Raw genomic sequence first — 18,351 nt, 5'->3', positions numbered from 1 at the left:
GCTATTCTCCGGTTTCTTCCCGCTTGCTGCCTCCGCGGTACATAGCCAACAGATCATCCACGGTCGGCTCCCGTTCAGGCATGGGCGGCAGGCCGCGTACCTTTCGAAGCATGGAGACAAAAGCACCGCGTTGGTATTTGCGGCGAAACTCGACGGATCTCGGATGAACGCCGCATGCAGCCCAAACCCTGCGTTTCAGATAACTGGATTTCTTCAGGCGAGACGGCACCGCCGCCGCGGCAAGAACCTTGATACGCAGGTCGTCAGGTATGCGCATGCGGTCGATGAGTTCCTCCTGCTCCATTGCCGTGTCTTCGAGATAACTGCCGCTGCGCTGGCCGGAGAAGATACTCAGCACCGTCAGGTGCGGCATGGTCGCGATCACGGCTCCCTTTCGCCAGGCCCGGAAGAGCCAGTCCTGCGAACTTTCGCATGAGCATTCGCTGGCAGGCCGCCAGGGGCCGAGCCAGTCCAGCGACGCCCGCCTGACCACCTGTGCCGATCCGTATCCGGCCGTGACGACGGGATCGTAAAAACCGTCTTTGCCCATTCCGTAAATCGAGGTCTTGAGAGCATCGTCTCTCGTCCGCACCGGTTCGATGATGGCGCCACGAGCGATGACGACATCCGCCCCGGTCGCATCGATCCATCCCGTGGTTGCCGCCAGATGATCCGGAAACCAGAGGTCGTCGTGATTGAGCACGGCGACAAGCCGGCCGCGCGCCCTGGCAAAACCGATATTATTGGGGCCGGATTGCTCGCCGAAATTGACGGGCAGGTCGATATAGAAGATGCGCGGATCGGCGAATTCGGCGATGATCGCCGGTGTCTCAGGGCGACAGTCGTCACCGATCACCAGAATTTCAAAATCCTGCAGCGTCTGGCGCAAGACGCTGAACAGCGTCTGTCGCAAGGCTGCGGGACGATTGTGGGTGGCGATCACCACCGAGACGAGCGGCACGCGCTGCCCTGTTGCATCGAACAAGCGCGATCCTTCCACGCTACACCAGCTTGTAGGGGATTTGTTCGGTGTCCGGTGGCAGGCGCCAATGGTCGGGCGCGTCGTAGGCATAGGCCTTGTCGACGAGATTGAGCAGCAGGGCGATCTCCGGCCCGAGCGCCGTCACGCCGTGCCACACGCCTGGCGGGATTATGACGATCGCCGGCCGCAACGCGCCGAGTATCTTGTGCCACACCGTGCCGAAACTGGGCGAAGCCTTCCGGCCGTCATAGAGCGATATGCGGACGCTGCCGGCACAGCAGAAGAGCCGATCCAGCGTCACCCTGTGCGCATGCCAGCCGGTTACCGCGCCTGGATACATCGTGCGTTGAAACACCTGGCCGACAGGCGATGGATCAAGTCCCCACTCATCCCGAAAGACCTCGGTCAGATAGCCGTTGGATGTAGCGACCGGCCTGATTTCCTTGATTGTGACGCCATCGATCGACGGCGGATCGATGGCAAGCCAGTCTGATGTCACCGTCTGCCGGTCGGGTGTCCCGGTCGCCATCCAGCCAACCGGCATCGCATGGTCGTCACTGCTCATGTCCAAATCCCCCAGCCTGACGGTTTGATATGGGTTTGCCCCATCACTGGCAAGCCGGGCCCCGTTAACAAAAACCCGTGGGATCGCTCCCACGGGTTTTTGGTCGCCTGAGACATTTCTGTTCCCCAAAGTCAGGGAAGCAGGATTCTAGGGATCAGGGGGTGCCGCCGCCGGGAATGCCGGGCGCCAGCTTGCTGGCGCCGTTGATGATCTGGCTGAGGAAGTTCTGGTCCTTGCCGCCGGTTGGCGTGGTGCGCGAAATGAAGTCGAAGATCTTGCCGTCCTTCAAGCCGTAATTGGCGATCTGGGTGACGCGGCTGTCCGGGCCGAAATAGACCGCCAGCACTTTCTGGTCGACCAGCCTCGGCTTGTCGAACGCGACGTAGCGCTTACGCGTCTGCGAAATATAGTAAAACGCCTCATTGTCGAAAGTCGCCGTGGTCGACGGCGTGCCGAGTGCAAGGAGCACCTGCTCGCGGCTGGAACCGACCGGCACGGAATCGATCGCCTGCTGATCGAGGACATAGCCTTGCGTGAACGTCTCGCTCGGACTGAGGTCGCCGATCATCTTGTTGGTGTGGCATGCCGACAGCGCCGCTACGATAGCCAGCAGCGAGATCGCGCCGGCAGCCCTGGAATTGAAACCCGACTTGAAATTCAGCGCGCGCAACAACAATTCTCCATTATATCGCCGCAACTTGCGCTGGGCCGCAAAACCGGTAAACCAGCTTGCTTGCCGATGCAACAAGGCCAATTCAACAAACGGTCCCCGGAGACCATCCCCATGTTCCAGCGCCTTTTTGGCCGCGAACGCCACGCCAACCGCGCCATCACCGACGCGCTTTACGCACAAATCGTGGCGGCGGCGCGGCAGACCGTTTTTTATTCCCACTGGAATGTGCCGGACACGCCGCTTGGCCGTTTCGAGATGCTTTCGTTGCACATGTTCCTCATCCAGCACCGCTTGCGCGGCGAGGACGGTGTGGCGCAGGAGATCGCGCAGGTGCTGATCGACGAATTCTTCCTCGACGTCGATCATTCGCTGCGGGAACTGGGCATTGGTGACGTGGGTGTGCCAAAACGCATGAAGAAGCTGGCGAAGATGTTCTATGGCCGCACCGCCGCCTATGATGATGCGCTTGAACGAAACGACCATGACGGTCTGACCGCGGCACTTGCCCGCAATGTCCGTCCCGACGCCGGCGGCTGGCCGGAAGCGTCACGTTTGGCCGGGTATGTCGCCGACGCCGGCCGGCAACTGAGTGCGCAGCCGACCGAATCGATCGTTGCCGGCACTGTGGCGTTTCCCGTAGCCAACGGAGGCTGATCGATGAAACACGTGGATATGCAAAGTCCGGTATCCTTTTTCGCCAATGTCGCGCGTCTGCCGCACAAAGGGCTGCCGGTTGTGATCGAGGCCGATGCCGCGCAGCGCGCGGCACTTGCCGAGACCCATGGGCTGCTGTCGGTCGAAGCCTATCGCGCCGAACTGCTGGTTACGTCATGGAAGCGCAACGGCGTTAAGGTCAGCGGCCGTGTCGAGGCGGACATTACCCAGGCCTGCATCGTCACGCTCGACCCCATCGAAGCGCATGTTGAAGAGCCGTTCGAGGCGCTGCTCTTGCCCGAGGACTCCAAACTCGGACGGCAGGGATTCGAAGGTGGCGGCGAAATCCTGCTCGATGCCGACGGCCCCGACAGTCCCGAGACATTTTCGGGCGACACCATCGATGTCGGGGCACTTGCCGAACAGTTCTTCGGCTTGGCCATCGATCCGTATCCGCGCAAGCCCGGCGCCTCGATTGGCACCGATGACGACACCGGACCGGCCGAGAATGAATTTCAGCAAAAACTGCGATCCTTGCTGCGAAAATCCTGAAAACCTCGCTCGCGACGGAAAAGTCGGTTGTGCGACAGCCTAAAACCGCTATTTTCGCCGAACCTTTGCGATCACTAAAACGACTTGCCGCCTAACCGTGAGATGAATACCGCGTGATCAGGATTTCCATCGATGCCATGGGCGGCGATCACGGACCAGCCGTGGTCATTCCGGCGCTCATGACGGTCGCGACCCGCCGTCCCGACATCCGCTTCGTCATCTACGGACGTGAGGAACTGGTGCGCCCGGAACTCGCCAAATTCCCCAAATTGGCCGAGGTCAGCGAGTTCTTCCACTGCGAGATCGCGGTCAGGATGGATGACAAGCCGAGCCAGGCGCTGCGCCATGGCCGCTGGAAATCGTCGATGTGGAAGGCGGTCGAGGCGGTAAAGTCGGGCGCTGCGGATGCATGCATCTCCGCCGGCAATACCGGTGCGCTGATGGCGATGTCCAAATTCTGCCTGCGCACCATGGCGACCATCGACCGCCCGGCGATCGCGGCATTATGGCCGACATTGCGCGGCGAAAGCGTGGTTCTGGACGTCGGCGCCACCATCGGCGCCGACGCGCACCAGCTCATTGATTTTGCCATTCTCGGCACCGGCATGGCGCGTTCTGTGTTCGGCATCGCCCGACCCACGGTTGGCCTGCTCAATGTCGGTGTGGAGGAGATCAAGGGCCAGGAAGAGGTCAAAGAGGCGGGACGCATGTTGCGCGAAGCCAATATGGCCTCGATGAATTACCATGGCTTTGTCGAAGGCGACGATATCGGCAAGGGTACGGTCGACGTCGTCGTGACGGAAGGCTTTGCCGGCAATATTGCTCTCAAGACGGCGGAAGGCACCGCGCGCCAGATAGCTGGCTATCTACGCGCCGCGATGAGCCGCACCCTGATGGCCAAGATCGGCTATGTCTTTGCCAAGGGCGCCTTCGACCGCCTGCGCGAAAAGATGGATGTCGGCCGCTCCAATGGCGGCGTCTTCCTGGGGCTGAACGGCATCGTCGTCAAAAGCCATGGCGGTGCCGACTCGGACGGTTTCGCTGCGGCGATCGAACTCGGCTATGACATGGTGCGCAACAATCTGCTTGATCGCATCGAGGCCGACCTCGACCTGTTTCATGCGCGCAACCCGCATGCCCTGACATCAAGGAAATCCGACGTCGTTACCGACGCAAGGGAATAGGAAAGAATTTTGATCAGATCAGTTGTGCGCGGCACGGGCGCCGCGCTGCCCCGCCGCATCATGAAGAATGCCGATTTTGAAGGTATGGTCGAGACCTCCGACGAGTGGATCGCTCAGCGCACCGGCATCCGCCAGCGCCATATCGCGGCTGATGACGAGACGACGGCTTCGCTGGGCGAGGCCGCGGCGCGTGCCGCCCTTGCCGATGCGGGATTGACCCCGGGCGATATCGATCTGGTCGTACTGGCGACCTCGACCCCCAACAACACGTTCCCGGCTACCGCGGTCGAGATCCAGAACCGGCTCGGCATGCAGCACGGTTTTGCCTTCGACATGCAGGCGGTATGCTCGGGTTTCGTCTATGCGGTGACGACAGCCGATCTCTACATCCGCGGTGGCCTTGCGAAGCGCGTGCTGGTGATAGGCTCGGAGACCTTCTCACGCATCCTCGACTGGAGCGATCGCTCGACCTGCGTGCTGTTCGGCGATGGCGCCGGTGCGGTCGTTCTGGAAGCCGGTGAGGGGGCCGGCACGATCGCCGATCGCGGCGTCCTGGCGGCCAGCCTGCGTTCCGACGGCTCGCACAAGGAAAAGCTTTTCGTCGACGGCGGACCGTCGACGACGGGCACGGTCGGTCATCTGCGCATGGAGGGACGCGAGGTCTTCAAGCACGCGGTCGGCATGATCACCGATGTCATCGAGGCGACCTTCTCGGCCGCCGGTATTACCGCCGACGATCTCGACTGGTTCGTGCCTCACCAGGCCAATAAACGGATTATTGACGCTTCAGCCAAAAAGCTCGGGATAGCTGAGCAAAAGGTGGTGGTGACCGTCGATTTGCACGGTAACACGTCGGCTGCTTCCGTACCGCTGGCGCTGTCGGTGGCCGTCGCCGACGGCCGCATCAAGAAGGGAGATCTGGTGCTCCTGGAGGCGATGGGCGGCGGCTTCACCTGGGGCGCCGTTCTGGTTCGCTGGTAAGTGCAGAACGGTCCGGTTTCGGTCCTTGACCTTGCCGGATCAATTACTTAGGCTCTGCCGTTGTTGTGCCGATTTTATGTTTGAGCTGATGGGACGGTCGCATGGGGGGAAAGACACTTACGCGCGCCGACCTTGCCGAGGCCGTCTACCGAAAGGTCGGTCTGTCGCGCACTGAATCCGCCGAACTCGTCGAGGCGGTGCTGGACGAGATCTGCGAAGCGATCGTGCGCGGCGAGACGGTGAAGCTGTCGTCTTTCGCGACATTTCATGTCCGCTCCAAGAATGAGCGGATCGGGCGCAATCCCAAGACCGGGGAGGAAGTACCGATCCTGCCGCGCCGGGTGATGACCTTCAAATCGTCCAACGTCCTGAAGAACCGCATCCTGCGTTCCCACCAGAACAGCAAGGCCAAGGGCGGCAAATAGCCTCCATTGCACGGTTGAAAACCGGCTCCGCGACAACGGCGGACTTGAATATTGCTTCACAAACCGCTGAAATAAGGCCCGATTCGGCAGCATGGCCGGATGGATGTCTGGCTTATGATCGATTCCGCACCTGCGGAACAAGCTCTTCTCATTGTTGAGCGGGATCTCGTCGGAGCACCGTTCCGGGCTACACGCCAGCGTGAGGATTTCGCCCATGGACAAGAGCCCTGACGCCTTCCGCACCATCAGCGAGGTCGCTGAAGATCTCGACCTGCCACAGCATGTGCTGCGTTTCTGGGAGACGCGCTTCAACCAGATCAAGCCGATGAAGCGTGGCGGCGGCCGCCGCTACTACCGGCCGCAGGATGTCGAACTGATCAAGGGCATCCGCCATATGCTCTATGACCAGGGCTACACCATCAAGGGCGTGCAAAAGCTGCTGCGGGAAAACGGCAATCATTTCCTGGTCGCCATCGGCAATGGCGACATGGCCGCCGTCGAGGCGATCTCGCAGCGCAAGCAGGCCGATCAGGTGCCGCTGACGCCGGCAGCCCAACCGCGCGGCGGAGATGACGAACTGGTTGGCCAGCCAAGGGTCAAGCCCAGCCGCCGCTTTTTCGGCCTGGGCAAGGGCGACGAGGAAGGTCCGGTTGCGCCGGACGCGTCGAAGCTCTCGCGTGACAACCGCGCGCTGCTGCAGGAAGCGCTGTTTGACCTCCTGGAATGCAAGCGCCTGCTCGACCAGGTGCGCTGACCGCCGCGAAGCGCTTTAAAGCCTCGAAACTGGAACTCGCTTTGGGGTGAGGCGTTAGGTTTCCTTCTGCAAGACAAGGAAACGCATGATGGCATCATTTTCGACCCTTTCGGACATCGACCTCGAAAAGCAGGTCGCGGCTCTCTCGAGGGAACTCGCCGCGTTGCGCAAGGCAGTGTCGAAGCGGGGTGGCGCTTACTATGAAGACGGCCGTGATGCTGCTCTTGATACGTATTCGGATCTTGCGGAGCGTCTGCGCGATGCCATGCCGGCAATCCGCAAACAGGGCAGGGTGATCGAGAAATCGGCACGCGAACATCCGGCGGCGGCCGCAGCGGTCGGTCTTGTCGTACTCGGTCTGGTCGCCAGCCTGCTGTTCAGCCGGCGCTGACTGCTACCCAAGAATTTCCAGAGAGAGAAAATGGCGGCTCGCCCTCCGGCGCGGCCGCTATTCCCATTGACGTCAGCGGTTTGCGATACCGCTCCGGAATCTGGCCGAAGCGCGTCGGCGTAGAGGCGCACGGCACCGCTGTGCTGCCGGTGCAGAAAGGCGGATCGATCGATCCCCCACAGCCGCTCGATTCCGCGGCGATGGCCGGGTTTGTCCAGTAGTCCCGGCCTGGCATTGTGACCAGGAGAAAACCAGCCTTGGACAAGAAGCCAGGGCTGGTCTTCTCGTTGCGGTGCTTAGGCCTTGTTGCCCATCTTCTTCATGTGATGATGGTGGTGACGATGGTGATGATGCTTTGCCATTGAGGCCGCGTCCGCGCTTGTCGCGCCGACCACCGGCACCGCGAAAGCGATTGCAGCTGCAAGCCCGAGGGCCGAGAGGAGGGATTTCTTCATTGGATCGTTTCCTTTTTTGCAAGCAGGTACGATCGGGCCGATATCCCGACCGCCGCGAACGGAATTACGCTCCCGAATTTTTTCGTCAGTATTTCCCGATTGTAGAATCTTGTTTCTGAACTGTTTCCCAGGAACCGGCTTCCTGCCCCATGATCGCCAGGGCCGAAGCCGGCTGCTTTGGCTTACATGGGCGGGATCACACCATTGTTTCCGACCACGACGCGGCTGGAACTCAGCGTGCCGTCCGCCTCGCGCTGAGCGGTAACGAAGACCGTCGCACTTGGTTTGAGATCGGTCGGGCGGCCGGCGCGAAAGTCACGACAGGCGTTCCGTCGGGGATCGAGATATTCTTCGTCTGCCCATTGTCATAGGTCAGCGTCACGGCACGCCCGTTTATGTCGGTGACGTCCGCGACGGTGCCGTTGGTCATGCGGCTGTTCGGCTCCAGGTCCCAAGGGCGATCACCCTCTCCAGCGCCTTTCAAGGCCGCTGGAAAGACCACCACTTCCAGCGCGCCGCTGCCGCCGTCAGCCTTGGAGACGGAGGCGATGCCGACGAAATCGCCCTGCTTAATGTCTTTTACCGATGCGTTGGCGACGCCTGAAAGCTTCCAGCCGTCTTTCAGCTTGATCGCGGCCGTGTCGCCTTGACGGGTTTTCACGGTCAGCAGCGACGGCTCGAAACTGACCACCGTGCCGCGCACGCGCAATGTGTCCGCCGCCTGCGCGCTGGCCATGACGATGCCGGAAAGCATGGAAATCGTGCCGAGCACGAGGAGAGGTGTCTTGAGGCTCATTGGAGTATCCTTTGGGAAAGGCTGGCTGGAAGGAATGGTTCACGCCAGCGACGTCGAGATAACGAACGGGTGGGGCGAAACTGCCGGGCAAAACCCGCTCGCGCGTTCAAAACAACTTGATCGGGACAGGGCGTGGCAGCCCCATGGGCATCCGGGTCACGATGCCGTGACGGCCAGATTGGCGCTTGGCAAATCGCTGGCGAGAGGGCATCTTCCTGCTCGTCTCAGGCAACATCCCATTTTGATCAAACGCTTTCAGCCAACGGAGTTGCCAATGCCCAACAATGCAAAAAGCCACGCCCCCTCCGAACCATTAGCCAACGAGATCGGACCGGACTACAACGCCCTCAGGGCAATGCGGGAAACGCGCGGGTACAGCCTCGAAGCGCTTTCGCTGACCTGCGGCCTCTCGGTCGAAGAGATCGAGGATATCGAGAGCGGCCGGGCGGCCGACCCGGCGAAGCTGCGTCGTATTGCGTCCGCGCTTCGTCTGCCGCAGGATGCTCCTATTGCTTCCGCCGTACCGACGCTGGCCGCACAAGGCCGGCCTCAGGCATAGAATCGGCGCCAGGGCATGCGCGAGAAACCCGCCAAGGTCGCTTGGCGGGTTTCTTGTGGATGCCATGGCGTTCGCCTGCAGGCCGGGCTTGCCGATTTGCAGAACTTGCCGGTTTGCAGATCGCACGTGTCCATACGCGGCATCCATCCGCGCCAAACGCATCCGCCGTGCAGCGGGTCTGAACCGTGAGTTTTTCGACATGAGCCTGGATTCCGTCGGTGCCTTCTTCGCGGCTCGCGCGCCTGATATCGAGGTCGTCGTCACGCAATCAAGTTCGGCGACAGTGGCGCTGGCGGCGGAGGCGCATGGTGTGTTGCCGGCGCAGATCGCCAAGACGATCTGTCTTCGCGTCGGCGAGCGCACCATGCTGGTCGTGACCAGCGGCATCGCCAGGCTCGACAACCGCAAGTTCAAGGACCAGTTCGGCGGCAAGCCGCGCATGCTGGACGCGCAAGAGGTTGTCGCTGCCACGAGCCATCCGGTCGGCGGCGTCTGCCCGTTCGGCCTGCCGTCGCCGCTGCCGGTTTATTGCGACGTCTCGCTGCGCCAATTCGACGAAGTCGTCCCCGCCGCCGGCGCCACCAATGCCGCTGTCCGGATTGTACCACAGCGCATGGCCGATCTTACCGGTGCCGAGTGGGTCGATGTGTGCCAAGCGTAGCGCCGGATCCAATCCAGAGCCGGCGGGTAAAGGAACACGCGATTCGAAAATTGGGTGATGCGGCAGGGCGGACTTTTGGGGACAAGTCCTGCTTCGAAATGGTCGGAGTGGCCGGATTCGAACCGACGACCCCTTGACCCCCAGTCAAGTGCGCTACCGGGCTGCGCTACACTCCGGACCGGTCGCGATGTATCGTGATAACCCGGCTCGGGTCAACCGAAATTCGGCGTTAATCGTACCGGTGCCGATGTGATGGCTGGTGGACCCGGCAATACCGGCCGCAATAGCCGCTGATGGCGGTATTCGAGCGCTATGGCGCCCCAGATCAAGCCGAGCAGCAGATACATATGGCGCCAGTGGTCGATGTCGATGAAGGTGCCGAGCCCGACATTGCCGATGAAGGCGACGTAGGCGCATAGGAGGTAAGGCTGCCACGGCCGGTCGCGCAGCAGGATGCGGAATCCGGCTGAGATCGTCCAGATGACCAGCGTCAGGAACGAGACGAAGCCGAGCCAGCCATAGTCCATCAGCATCTTCAGCCAGATGTCGTGTGTGTCCTCGCCGAAGATCGTGCCGAAGACCAGCGGCCCGATGCCGAACGGGTGCTCCATCGCCATCTGGAAACCGAGCGTGTAGCGGGCAAAGCGGCCCAGGCGTGCGGTGTCGTAGCTCTGTTCCAGATGCGCGCGGCTGGAGAACATCTCCGACACACCGGGCAACTGCAAGATGACGATGATGGCGATGGCCAGCAGCGACAGCGCGGCGATCGTCATGATCACCACGCGGAGCCGGAACATGCCGCTGGCGCTCTGCAGGAACAGGCAGCCGGTGAGCAGGATGGCCGAGACCGCGAACATGCCCCAGGCACCACGCGAGAAGGAGAAGAAGATGCCGGCGCTGATGATCAGCAGCGGCACAGCCAGCAGCGGCATGCGCGTGACTGGGCCCGTCAGCAGCAAATAGAGCAGATAGATGCCGGGCAGCACCAGGAACGGCCCGAACACATTCGGGTCCTGGAAGGCGCCGGCGGCGCGATCGTATTTGGTGAAAATTTCGGCACCGGGGAAGGCGTGGAAATAGCCCGCTATGCCAAGCAGCGACGTCGCCACCGCCGAAACGACATAGGCATTGAAGATCAGCCGGTAGAGGTTCGGCTGCGTGGCCGTAACCGATGCGAAAAACACCGCGCTGAAAGCGAGAAACAGCGACACGGCAAGATAAAGCGGGGTGTTGGCGAGATCCGCCATCTGCGTCATGGAAATCATGCCGCCGATGTTCATCGTCACCAGCAGCACCAGAAGCGGCATGGCCGCGCGCGATATCCTCAGGCCGAACAGCGCCCAGATGGCGATCAGCGCGGCCATGTAGATTTCGTAAGGCGCCGGCTCGCTGATGACGAAGCCCGACAGAAGAATGCCGAGCACGACCGCGCTCGAGGAGATCAGCGTGATCAGCTTGGCGTTGACCGCCGCACGCAGCAGATCATGGCTGATCGCGCTCAATAGGCGTTTTCCGTGTTCAAGAGCCGGACCGGCGTCAGGAACAGGATCCGCAGGTCGAAAAGCAGCGACCAGTTCTCGATGTAGTAAAGGTCGTATTCCGTCCGCATGCGGATCTTTTCATTGGTGTCCATCTCGCCGCGCCAGCCATTGATCTGCGCCCAGCCGGTGACCCCGGGCTTGACCTTGTGGCGCGCGAAATAGCCGTCGACCACCTCGTTGTAGAGCAGGTTGTGCGACTGCGCGGCAATGGCGTGCGGGCGCGGACCGATGAGCGACAGTGAGCCCAGCAGCGAGTTGAAGAACTGCGGCAGTTCGTCGATAGAGGTCTTGCGGATGAAGCGCCCGACGCGGGTGACGCGCGGATCGTTCTTGGTCACCGTCTGCTTTGCGGTCGGATCCGACCGGTCGGTGTACATGGAGCGGAACTTGTAAACCTCGATGATCTCGTTGTTGAAGCCATGCCGCTTCTGCTTGAACAGCACCGGTCCCTTGCTGTCGAGCTTGATGGCGATCGCGGCGGCCAGCATCACAGGCGAGAACACGACGATGCCTATGAGGCTGAAGATGATGTCGAAGGCGCGCTTGGCGACCGAATCCCAATCGTTGATCGGCTTGTCGAAGATGTCGAGCATCGGTACTGAACCGATGTAGGAATAGGCGCGCGGACGGAATTGCAGCGCGTTGGAATGCGCCGACAGCCGGATGTCGACCGGCAGCACCCACAGTTTCTTCAGCAATTGCAGCACGCGCGATTCGGCGGTCAGCGGCAACGACACGATCAGCATGTCGATGCGGGCAATGCGGGCGAATTCGATCAGTTCCGAAATCGTGCCGAGCTTGGGATAACCGGCGACGAGGGACGGCGAACGCTTGTCGTTGCGATCGTCGAAGATGCCGCAGATGCGGATGTCGTTGTAAGGCTGCTTTTCCACCGAGCGGATGAGCACTTCCGCCGCCTTGCCGCCGCCGACGATGACGGCGCGCCGTTCCATGCTGCCATCGCGCGCCCAGCGCCGGATCAGCCTCGACATCACCAGCCTGAGACCGTAGAGGCAGATGAAGGCGACGACGAACCAGGTGCCGAACAGCAGGCGCGAATAGTCTTGCGACATCTTCATGGCGAATGCCGTCAGCGCCATCAGCGCGAAGGTGCCGGCCCAGACCAGCAGGATGCGCCCAAAATTGGCGAGCGGCCGCATCAGGGACACCACCTGGTAGCAATCGGTGACATCGAGCAGCACCACGGCGAGGAACGATGCGGCGGCGATCGTCAGCGGATATTGCCAGGCGAGATAATTGAAGAATCCGACATAGTAGAAATAGACGCCGAGCCCCGAGACGAACAGCACCGCGAATTCGACCATGCGCAGCACGCCGCTGACCATGATCGGCGACATCGTATCGCGCCGGTATTGCGACGCGACCTGCCGGGCAACGTCGTTCATGCCGCCGGGCTTGTCGCCATCGGCAGGCCCGTCGAAATGACGCACCGCTTCTGATGAAAAGCGGTGCGCGGGGTCGATCTCGTTCATGGAACAGTCCGCAAGCTTCCCAGGGTGATTAGCAAAAGAGAGCTAAGAAACCCTTGAAACAACCTGTGGCTTTGGAAGGGCCTGAGCTAACTTGCGAGCGCGGCGAAGTAGGCCTTCTCGATTTCGGCGGCCATGACGTCGGCGCCGAAGCGCGCCCTGAGCGTGGATTCGTCAGGCATCAATCGGCGATAGGTGGCAAGGTCGCCCAGCGCCTGGCTCATTTTGTCGGCGAGCTCGGCCGGATCCGGGCGAATCAGGGCGGGGGAGCTTGAACCGAAAATCTCCGGTATGCCGCCGACCGAGGTCGCGATAACAGGTCTTGCCGCGGCAAGTGCCTCCAGCACGGTATAGGGCATGGCTTCCGCGCGCGAAGGAACGACGACGAGCGCCCCCAGCACAAAGGCCTCCCGGGCCGGCATTGGCGGCAGGAAACGGACATTGTCTTCAAGCCCGAGGCGTTTCACCTGCGCGTGGTAGCGGGGCAGGTCGTCGCCGTCGCCGACCATCACCGCACTCGGTGCGCGGCCGAGCCGGGGAGCGGCGGCGGCCAGGGCATCGATGAAGATATCCGGGCCCTTGAGGTCCCGCATCATGCCAATATAGAGCAAATCAGCCGCATCGGCTCTGGCGGCTACCGGCTCGAATTCGGTGGTGCGAATTCCATTGTAGACCAGCGTGTTCGGGATCGGCGGTTCGCCCACCTTCCTGCGGTAGGTCCGCCGCTCGTAGTCGGAGACGAACAGCAGGCAATCGGTGAAGCGCGCCATGAGATACTCGAGCGCGAAGAACAGCTTTCCGGTGGCTGTGTTCTCGTCATAGTGGAGAGAGCCGCCATGCGGCGAATAGAGGCGGGCTACGCGAGACCTTGATACCCGCAACAATGAGCCGAACAGACGGGCATAGGCGCCACCCTTGGCGCCATGTCCGTGCAGCACGTCCGGCCGCAATTCCTTGATGATCCTGTAGGTGCGCCGGGCCGAGGCGAGGTCGCCCGGGCCGACGTGACGCTGCATTGGCGTACGATGAACGCCGAGCGCCAGCATGTCCTTCATCTGCCCGAAAAGACGCTCCTCGAATTCACCGCCGGTAGTCGAATCGCAGACGATGCCGACCATGTGGCCGGCGGCGACCTGCGCTTCCGCCAGGTCGCGCACGTGCCGGAAAATTCCTCCCACGGGTGAGCGAAAGCAGTGGACGATCCTGAGCTTGTCCGCCACGAGGTGTCTGTCAGAACAGACGTTCACGGACGTAGACGGTATCTCCCGGCAGCAGGGGATCGGAGGTGACCACACGGCCGGTTATCACCTTGCCGTTGATATCGCGGGTGATGTCGACGCTCTCCTGGTTGGCGCGTGGCGTGAAGCCCCCGGCAATGGCGATGGCCTTCTGCACCGTCAGGCCGGGCACGTAGGAATACTGGCCGGCGGCGCCCACTTCGCCCATGACGAAGATCGGCCGGTAACGATCGATCTCGACCGAGACGTCGGGGTCGCGCAGATAGCCCTGCCGCAATTTGTCGGCGATCTCCTTTTCCATCTGCTGCGCGGTATGGCCCCGTGCCGGTATGGCGCCGACGAGCGGGAAGGAGATATAACCGGACTGGTCGACGCTGTAGCTGTTGGTCAGGCCCTCCTGTTCGAACACAGTGACGCGGACCCGGTCGCCTGCGCCGAGGCGATAGGGCTGTTCGAGGACCTCGTGGAAGGCGGCCGGCGTCGGCCGGTAGCTGGAACAGCCGGCGAGCATCGAAACGGCAAGCAGTGCGCGAAACAGGGAAGCAGTGCTTTTCATGACCGGACAGGTACCTTCGACTGGCCGCTGCGATGTCGCAGCAAACATCTGGGATCGGGTCCGTTATCATCCTGTTAGGGTTAATGGCCGGTAAAGGAGCGCGCCAATAGCGTTTTAGCAGGCAAGGTTTTGCTATTTTATCGATTTTTTTGTCGGCCCCGGCAAAATCCTAACGGAAGCTTACCGTGATCTTAACGGCTGGGTTACCATAGTTGTTTACGGTGCATGCTGATCCAGTTTCGGAGTAGGGATGCATGTCCGTTCAATCCGCGGCCGCAGACGTCGACGTTGATCTTAGGCAGCTCTTCGCCAGCCTGGGACGCAACTGGCTGCGGATTCTGGTCTTCGTTCTGGTGGTGACGGGGCTTGCATTCGTGGCTGCGTCGTTCGCGACCCGCCATTACAAGGCCCAGACGCAGGTGGAGATCGCCCCGCGAGAATCGGTCTACACGCGGCCCGCCAGCAGCAATCCAGACAGCGACAAGCCGATCCTCGACGAGCAGGGCGTTGCTACCCAGGTCCAGATAATTTCGTCCAACGAGATCCTCAAGCAGGTCGCGCAGAAGCTCGGCCTGTCGCGACTGCCCGAGTTTGACGAGACGATCAACATGTCGTCGCTGAGTCGCGTGCTGATCCTGCTTGGCCTTAAGAACGACCCGATGGATGTTCCGGCCGATGAACGTGTCCTGAAGAAGATGCGCGAGAAGCTCAACGTCTACGGCGTTGAAAAGACACGCATCATTGCCATCGAGTTCTCCTCGGAAGATCCGAAGCTCGCGGCCGCCATCCCCGATGCCATTGCCGCCGCGTACATTGCGGGGCAGGGCGCGGCTAAGAGCGAATCGAACACCGCCGCCGCCGACTTCCTGGCGCCCGAGATCGCCGACCTGTCCAAGCAGGTCAGGGATGCCGAAGCCAAGGTCGCGGCTTACCGCTCCCAGTCCGACCTCCTGATGGGCGGCAACAATTCCACCCTGGCCACCCAGCAATTGGCCGAACTGTCGACCGAGTTGTCGCGGGTGCGGGCCAACCGGGCCGCGGCCGAAGGCACGGCCGAGAGCGTGCGCAAGGCGCTGCAGAACGGCGGATCGCTGGATTCGCTGCCGGAAGTGCTGTCTTCCGATCTGATCCAGCGCTTGCGGGAGCGCCAGGTCGAGCTGCGCGCCAACATCGCCGATCTGTCGACGACGCTGCTCGACAATCATCCGCGTGTTCGCGCGGCCAAATCGCAACTGGCCGATCTCGACGCGCAGATCCGCAGCGAAGCCCAGAAGATCATGAAGGGCTTGGCGATGCAGGCCGATGCCGCCAAGGCGCGCGAAAGCCAGCTCGTCGCCGACGTCAACACGCTCAAGGCTGCTTCGGCGCAGGCCGGTGAGCAGCAGGTCGGTCTCGACGCGCTGCAGCGCGATGCCGCCGCCAAGCGCCAGCAGCTCGAACTCTACCTGACCAATTATCGCGAGGCGGCGTCGCGTCAGGATCGCAACTATATCCCGGTCGACGCCCGCATCGCCTCACCGGCTTCGGTCCCCGCAGAGCCATACTTCCCCAAGGTCGGGCCGATCGTCGGTGCTGCCGCCGCGGCTTCCCTTCTGCTGGCGGCCGTGTTCACGCTGCTGCGGGAGCTTTTCTCGGGCCGTGCCATGCGCCCAGCCAGGGGCGCGCGATTTGAGCCGATCGACGAGGTGACGATGCCGCCGGCCGCCTATCAGGAGCCGTCCACCCGCCTCGAACCGGCTGTCGCCACTGAGCGCGCCACTCGCACCGCCGACGTATCATGGCCCGAAACGGTCACGGAAACTCCGGCGCAGCCGCGGTCTGCCGCCGAGTTCGAGCCCGTCGCCAAAGCGGAGCCTATCGCCGAGCCTGAACCGTTGGCCAAATCCGAATCCTTGACCAAATCTGGACCCGTGGCAGAGCCTGAGCCCATGGCTGAGCCGGAACCCGTGGAGGTTCGGCGGCCGCGCTCCGTGCTCGGCGAGATCGACGTCGAGAAGGCAGCCGAGAAGCTGATCGCCAGCGGGGCCGCGCGCGCCATATTCGTTTCCCCCGAGGGCGATGAAGCGGCGGCGTCGGCGATCCTGGTGGCGCGCGAGGTTTCCGACGCCGGACTGCGCGTCCTGCTGCTCGACCTCACTGCCTCAGGGGCTGCCTCGCGCCCGATGCTGGACAGCGGGCTTTTCCCGGGCATCACCAATCTGCTGGCGTCGCAGGCGCAGTTCAGCGACGTGATCCATGGCGACCTCTATTCCGACTGCCATGTCATCCCCGTCGGCACGGCCGATCCCGTCCGTGCCATGCGTGCCGCCGATCGGCTGCCGATCATCATGCAGTCGTTGACAACAGCCTACGATCTGGTGGTGGTCGAGTGCGGGCCGGCCGATGCACAAGGCATCAGCCGTTTGGGCGGCGAGGCCACCGAGGTGTTCTTGTCCATGCTGGAGGCCGACGACGAGGTGACGCAGGCCGCGGTCAAGCTGATCGAGAGCGGCTATCCCGACCTGACGCTGGTGACGCCGCTCGGCCACGAGCCGCCAGGCAATCCGGTGCCGGGGCGGCGTTCGGCTGCTTGAGATAACAGCTGTTCAGAGGCCCATCAGGTCTATTCGAGTTCCTGCGTCGTCACATCGAATATCCTGTTGGCGTATTGGGGCTAGTTTTCGTCTTCCGTGGGCACGGGCGCTGTCTGTCCAACGGCCTTGCGGCGCAGCAGCTTGGTGAGCTTCCAGATTGTCGGGCTGTTCTTGACAAAGGCCTTCAGCCGCGCGCCCTGCCGAAGCGCCTGTCCCAGCGCACGGCCCTTGAGCGTCAGCGGGACGAGGACCTCGAAATGCCGGGTTTCGATATCGCACCATAGCCGCTTGTAAGGTTCGTCTCCGACGGAGAAATCATAAACCGCGAACCCGCTCCGGCAGGCATCCTGGATGTTGTCGAAGAACAGGAAGTCCCCCGGGCTGGTGTGGGCAAGATCATCCTCGGCGATCGCTCCGAACTCGCAGATCAGCCGGCTGCCCGAGCGGCTCGCTCCGGTGACGGCGCGCAGCTTGCCGGCTACTTCCAGCCCGTGCAGCACGAAGCAAGGCTTGTCCTCGCCAAGTGCTTGCTTGAACAGCCCCCGGAAGAAGGCGCGTGTCTGGTCGTCACCGAAGACGTTGGCGATGCCCATCTTGCGGAAGCGCTGTTCCTTCATATCGAAGAACGCGTCGAGCAGCCTCTCCACGTCGTCGGCACTGCTCGCCTCGATGCGCCGGTAGCTACCGACAGCCTCGAACTTGCGTGTCTGCGAACGATGCTTCTTGCGTTTGCGCTTGCCGCTGGCACGCAGCAGCAGCGCATCGAATCCGCCGCTGAGATCGACGGCCAGTGAAAGATTGGGGCTGGCGAAGTGATCGAGCGATGCCAGCGGATTGGCGGTGCCGTCGAGATCGGGCAGCAATCTTTCCAGCGCGATGAGATCGATATCGGGCCGGAATCTGGCGATCGCCGCGAGCATCGACTGGATGGCTGTGAGGTCGCCGCTGGCCAGCCATTGCGGTTCGGCGGCGCAGAAATTGCCATTGGCGTGGCGGCCGCCCATGAACTGGGCGACCCGCAACGGGCCGCGCTTGACCACCTCCAACGCCAGTGCGAAGGCCGGCTTGCCCTCCAGTTCCAGCGTGGCAATGAGCAGGTCGGGCCTGACCTCGGCGGCCCAGTTCAACACCCATGCCGCACTTTGCGCTGGAGCACAGAGTGCCGAACGACAGAACGTCGCATATGCCGCGAGCCCCTCGGCGGCGGCAATGGAAACCAACGGCGCCGCGGCATTTCTGGGTAGTGTGCGTGGCGAGGCCTGGCTCGCCGCGAGCCGCTTGCCATCAAATGACGCGGTTGCGTCAACCATACCTCAATCCT

Annotated in this window: 19 protein-coding genes, 1 tRNA gene and 1 pseudogene; 10 read left to right on the top strand and 11 right to left on the bottom strand. The window is 62.3% G+C overall.

The window, feature by feature from the left end:
* Window position 1 precedes the first annotated feature (1 nt).
* From LB554_RS02855 to LB554_RS02845, 3 genes are all read right to left on the bottom strand, one after another.
* A complete protein-coding gene (locus LB554_RS02855; protein WP_224583046.1) occupies window positions 2-985 on the bottom strand; it encodes a glycosyltransferase family 2 protein in 984 nt (327 codons plus the stop codon).
* Window positions 986-1,001: 16 nt separating this feature from the next.
* Entirely contained in the window at window positions 1,002-1,547 is a 546-nt protein-coding gene (locus tag LB554_RS02850) for a dTDP-4-dehydrorhamnose 3,5-epimerase family protein (protein WP_015318234.1), read from the bottom strand.
* A gap of 154 nt (window positions 1,548-1,701) precedes the next feature.
* Window positions 1,702-2,217 carry an outer membrane protein assembly factor BamE gene (locus tag LB554_RS02845; protein WP_015318233.1) on the bottom strand — a complete coding sequence of 172 codons (516 nt, stop codon included), beginning with the start codon at window positions 2,215-2,217 and terminating at the stop codon, window positions 1,702-1,704.
* A gap of 114 nt (window positions 2,218-2,331) precedes the next feature.
* Here LB554_RS02845 and LB554_RS02840 point away from each other — a divergent pair, with 114 nt between their 5' ends.
* The 7 genes from LB554_RS02840 to LB554_RS02810 all read left to right on the top strand — a co-directional run bounded on the left by LB554_RS02840 (window position 2,332) and on the right by LB554_RS02810 (window position 7,161).
* Window positions 2,332-2,874: a ubiquinol-cytochrome C chaperone family protein gene (locus LB554_RS02840; RefSeq protein ID WP_224583044.1), complete on the top strand. Its 543-nt coding sequence runs from the start codon at window positions 2,332-2,334 to the stop codon at window positions 2,872-2,874.
* Between the two features lie 3 nt (window positions 2,875-2,877).
* Window positions 2,878-3,426: a YceD family protein gene (locus tag LB554_RS02835; protein WP_015318231.1), complete on the top strand. Its 549-nt coding sequence runs from the start codon at window positions 2,878-2,880 to the stop codon at window positions 3,424-3,426.
* 113 nt (window positions 3,427-3,539) lie between these two features.
* Window positions 3,540-4,610 (top strand): phosphate acyltransferase PlsX, encoded by a 1,071-nt coding sequence (plsX, locus tag LB554_RS02830; RefSeq protein WP_041163469.1) that lies wholly within the window; start codon window positions 3,540-3,542, stop codon window positions 4,608-4,610.
* A gap of 9 nt (window positions 4,611-4,619) precedes the next feature.
* On the top strand, window positions 4,620-5,591 hold the full coding sequence (locus LB554_RS02825; RefSeq protein WP_015318229.1) for a beta-ketoacyl-ACP synthase III: 972 nt from the start codon (window positions 4,620-4,622) through the stop codon (window positions 5,589-5,591).
* Window positions 5,592-5,692: 101 nt separating this feature from the next.
* Entirely contained in the window at window positions 5,693-6,016 is a 324-nt protein-coding gene (locus tag LB554_RS02820; protein ID WP_010915609.1) for an integration host factor subunit alpha, read from the top strand.
* A gap of 214 nt (window positions 6,017-6,230) precedes the next feature.
* Complete coding sequence (locus LB554_RS02815; RefSeq protein WP_015318228.1) at window positions 6,231-6,770, top strand: MerR family transcriptional regulator; 540 nt, start codon at window positions 6,231-6,233, stop codon at window positions 6,768-6,770.
* 88 nt (window positions 6,771-6,858) lie between these two features.
* On the top strand, window positions 6,859-7,161 hold the full coding sequence (locus LB554_RS02810; protein WP_015318227.1) for a hypothetical protein: 303 nt from the start codon (window positions 6,859-6,861) through the stop codon (window positions 7,159-7,161).
* Window positions 7,162-7,457: 296 nt separating this feature from the next.
* On the opposite strand, the gene LB554_RS02805 is transcribed toward LB554_RS02810, so the two are convergent.
* Both LB554_RS02805 and LB554_RS02800 read right to left on the bottom strand, forming a co-directional pair.
* The gene (locus tag LB554_RS02805; RefSeq protein ID WP_224583042.1) at window positions 7,458-7,616 is read right to left on the bottom strand and encodes a hypothetical protein; all 159 of its coding nucleotides are present in this window, start codon (window positions 7,614-7,616) and stop codon (window positions 7,458-7,460) included.
* A gap of 182 nt (window positions 7,617-7,798) precedes the next feature.
* Window positions 7,799-8,412, bottom strand: a pseudogene (locus tag LB554_RS02800) (hypothetical protein).
* 274 nt (window positions 8,413-8,686) lie between these two features.
* Here LB554_RS02800 and LB554_RS02795 point away from each other — a divergent pair.
* A complete protein-coding gene (locus LB554_RS02795) occupies window positions 8,687-8,971 on the top strand; it encodes a helix-turn-helix domain-containing protein (protein ID WP_140717549.1) in 285 nt (94 codons plus the stop codon).
* A 199-nt stretch (window positions 8,972-9,170) separates the two neighbouring features.
* Entirely contained in the window at window positions 9,171-9,632 is a 462-nt protein-coding gene (locus LB554_RS02790; protein ID WP_140617044.1) for a YbaK/EbsC family protein, read from the top strand.
* A 99-nt stretch (window positions 9,633-9,731) separates the two neighbouring features.
* On the opposite strand, the gene LB554_RS02785 is transcribed toward LB554_RS02790, so the two are convergent.
* The 5 genes from LB554_RS02785 to LB554_RS02765 form a co-directional block, all read right to left on the bottom strand.
* Window positions 9,732-9,808: transfer RNA gene (locus LB554_RS02785), tRNA-Pro, on the bottom strand.
* A 36-nt stretch (window positions 9,809-9,844) separates the two neighbouring features.
* A complete protein-coding gene (locus LB554_RS02780) occupies window positions 9,845-11,134 on the bottom strand; it encodes an O-antigen ligase family protein (RefSeq protein WP_224583040.1) in 1,290 nt (429 codons plus the stop codon).
* Window positions 11,131-12,666, bottom strand: a complete 1,536-nt coding sequence (locus LB554_RS02775) for an undecaprenyl-phosphate glucose phosphotransferase (RefSeq protein ID WP_140617042.1) — start codon at window positions 12,664-12,666, stop codon at window positions 11,131-11,133. Before LB554_RS02775 ends, LB554_RS02780 begins: the two co-directional genes overlap by 4 nt.
* An 86-nt stretch (window positions 12,667-12,752) precedes the next feature.
* The gene (locus LB554_RS02770) at window positions 12,753-13,883 is read right to left on the bottom strand and encodes a glycosyltransferase (protein WP_224583197.1); all 1,131 of its coding nucleotides are present in this window, start codon (window positions 13,881-13,883) and stop codon (window positions 12,753-12,755) included.
* Between the two features lie 10 nt (window positions 13,884-13,893).
* Complete coding sequence (locus LB554_RS02765) at window positions 13,894-14,457, bottom strand: polysaccharide biosynthesis/export family protein (RefSeq protein WP_041163468.1); 564 nt, start codon at window positions 14,455-14,457, stop codon at window positions 13,894-13,896.
* Between the two features lie 254 nt (window positions 14,458-14,711).
* Here LB554_RS02765 and LB554_RS02760 point away from each other — a divergent pair, with 254 nt between their 5' ends.
* Window positions 14,712-17,030 (top strand): GumC family protein, encoded by a 2,319-nt coding sequence (locus LB554_RS02760; protein ID WP_140787614.1) that lies wholly within the window; start codon window positions 14,712-14,714, stop codon window positions 17,028-17,030.
* 80 nt (window positions 17,031-17,110) lie between these two features.
* On the opposite strand, the gene LB554_RS02755 is transcribed toward LB554_RS02760, so the two are convergent.
* The gene (locus tag LB554_RS02755) at window positions 17,111-18,340 is read right to left on the bottom strand and encodes a GNAT family N-acetyltransferase (RefSeq protein WP_224583039.1); all 1,230 of its coding nucleotides are present in this window, start codon (window positions 18,338-18,340) and stop codon (window positions 17,111-17,113) included.
* Window positions 18,341-18,351 lie beyond the last annotated feature (11 nt).

Source organism: Mesorhizobium sp. CO1-1-11 (assembly GCF_020164995.1).
GTDB lineage: Bacteria > Pseudomonadota > Alphaproteobacteria > Rhizobiales > Rhizobiaceae > Mesorhizobium > Mesorhizobium australicum.
Note: the sequence above shows the minus strand (reverse complement) of the source record. Positions and strands in the feature narration are given on the sequence as shown.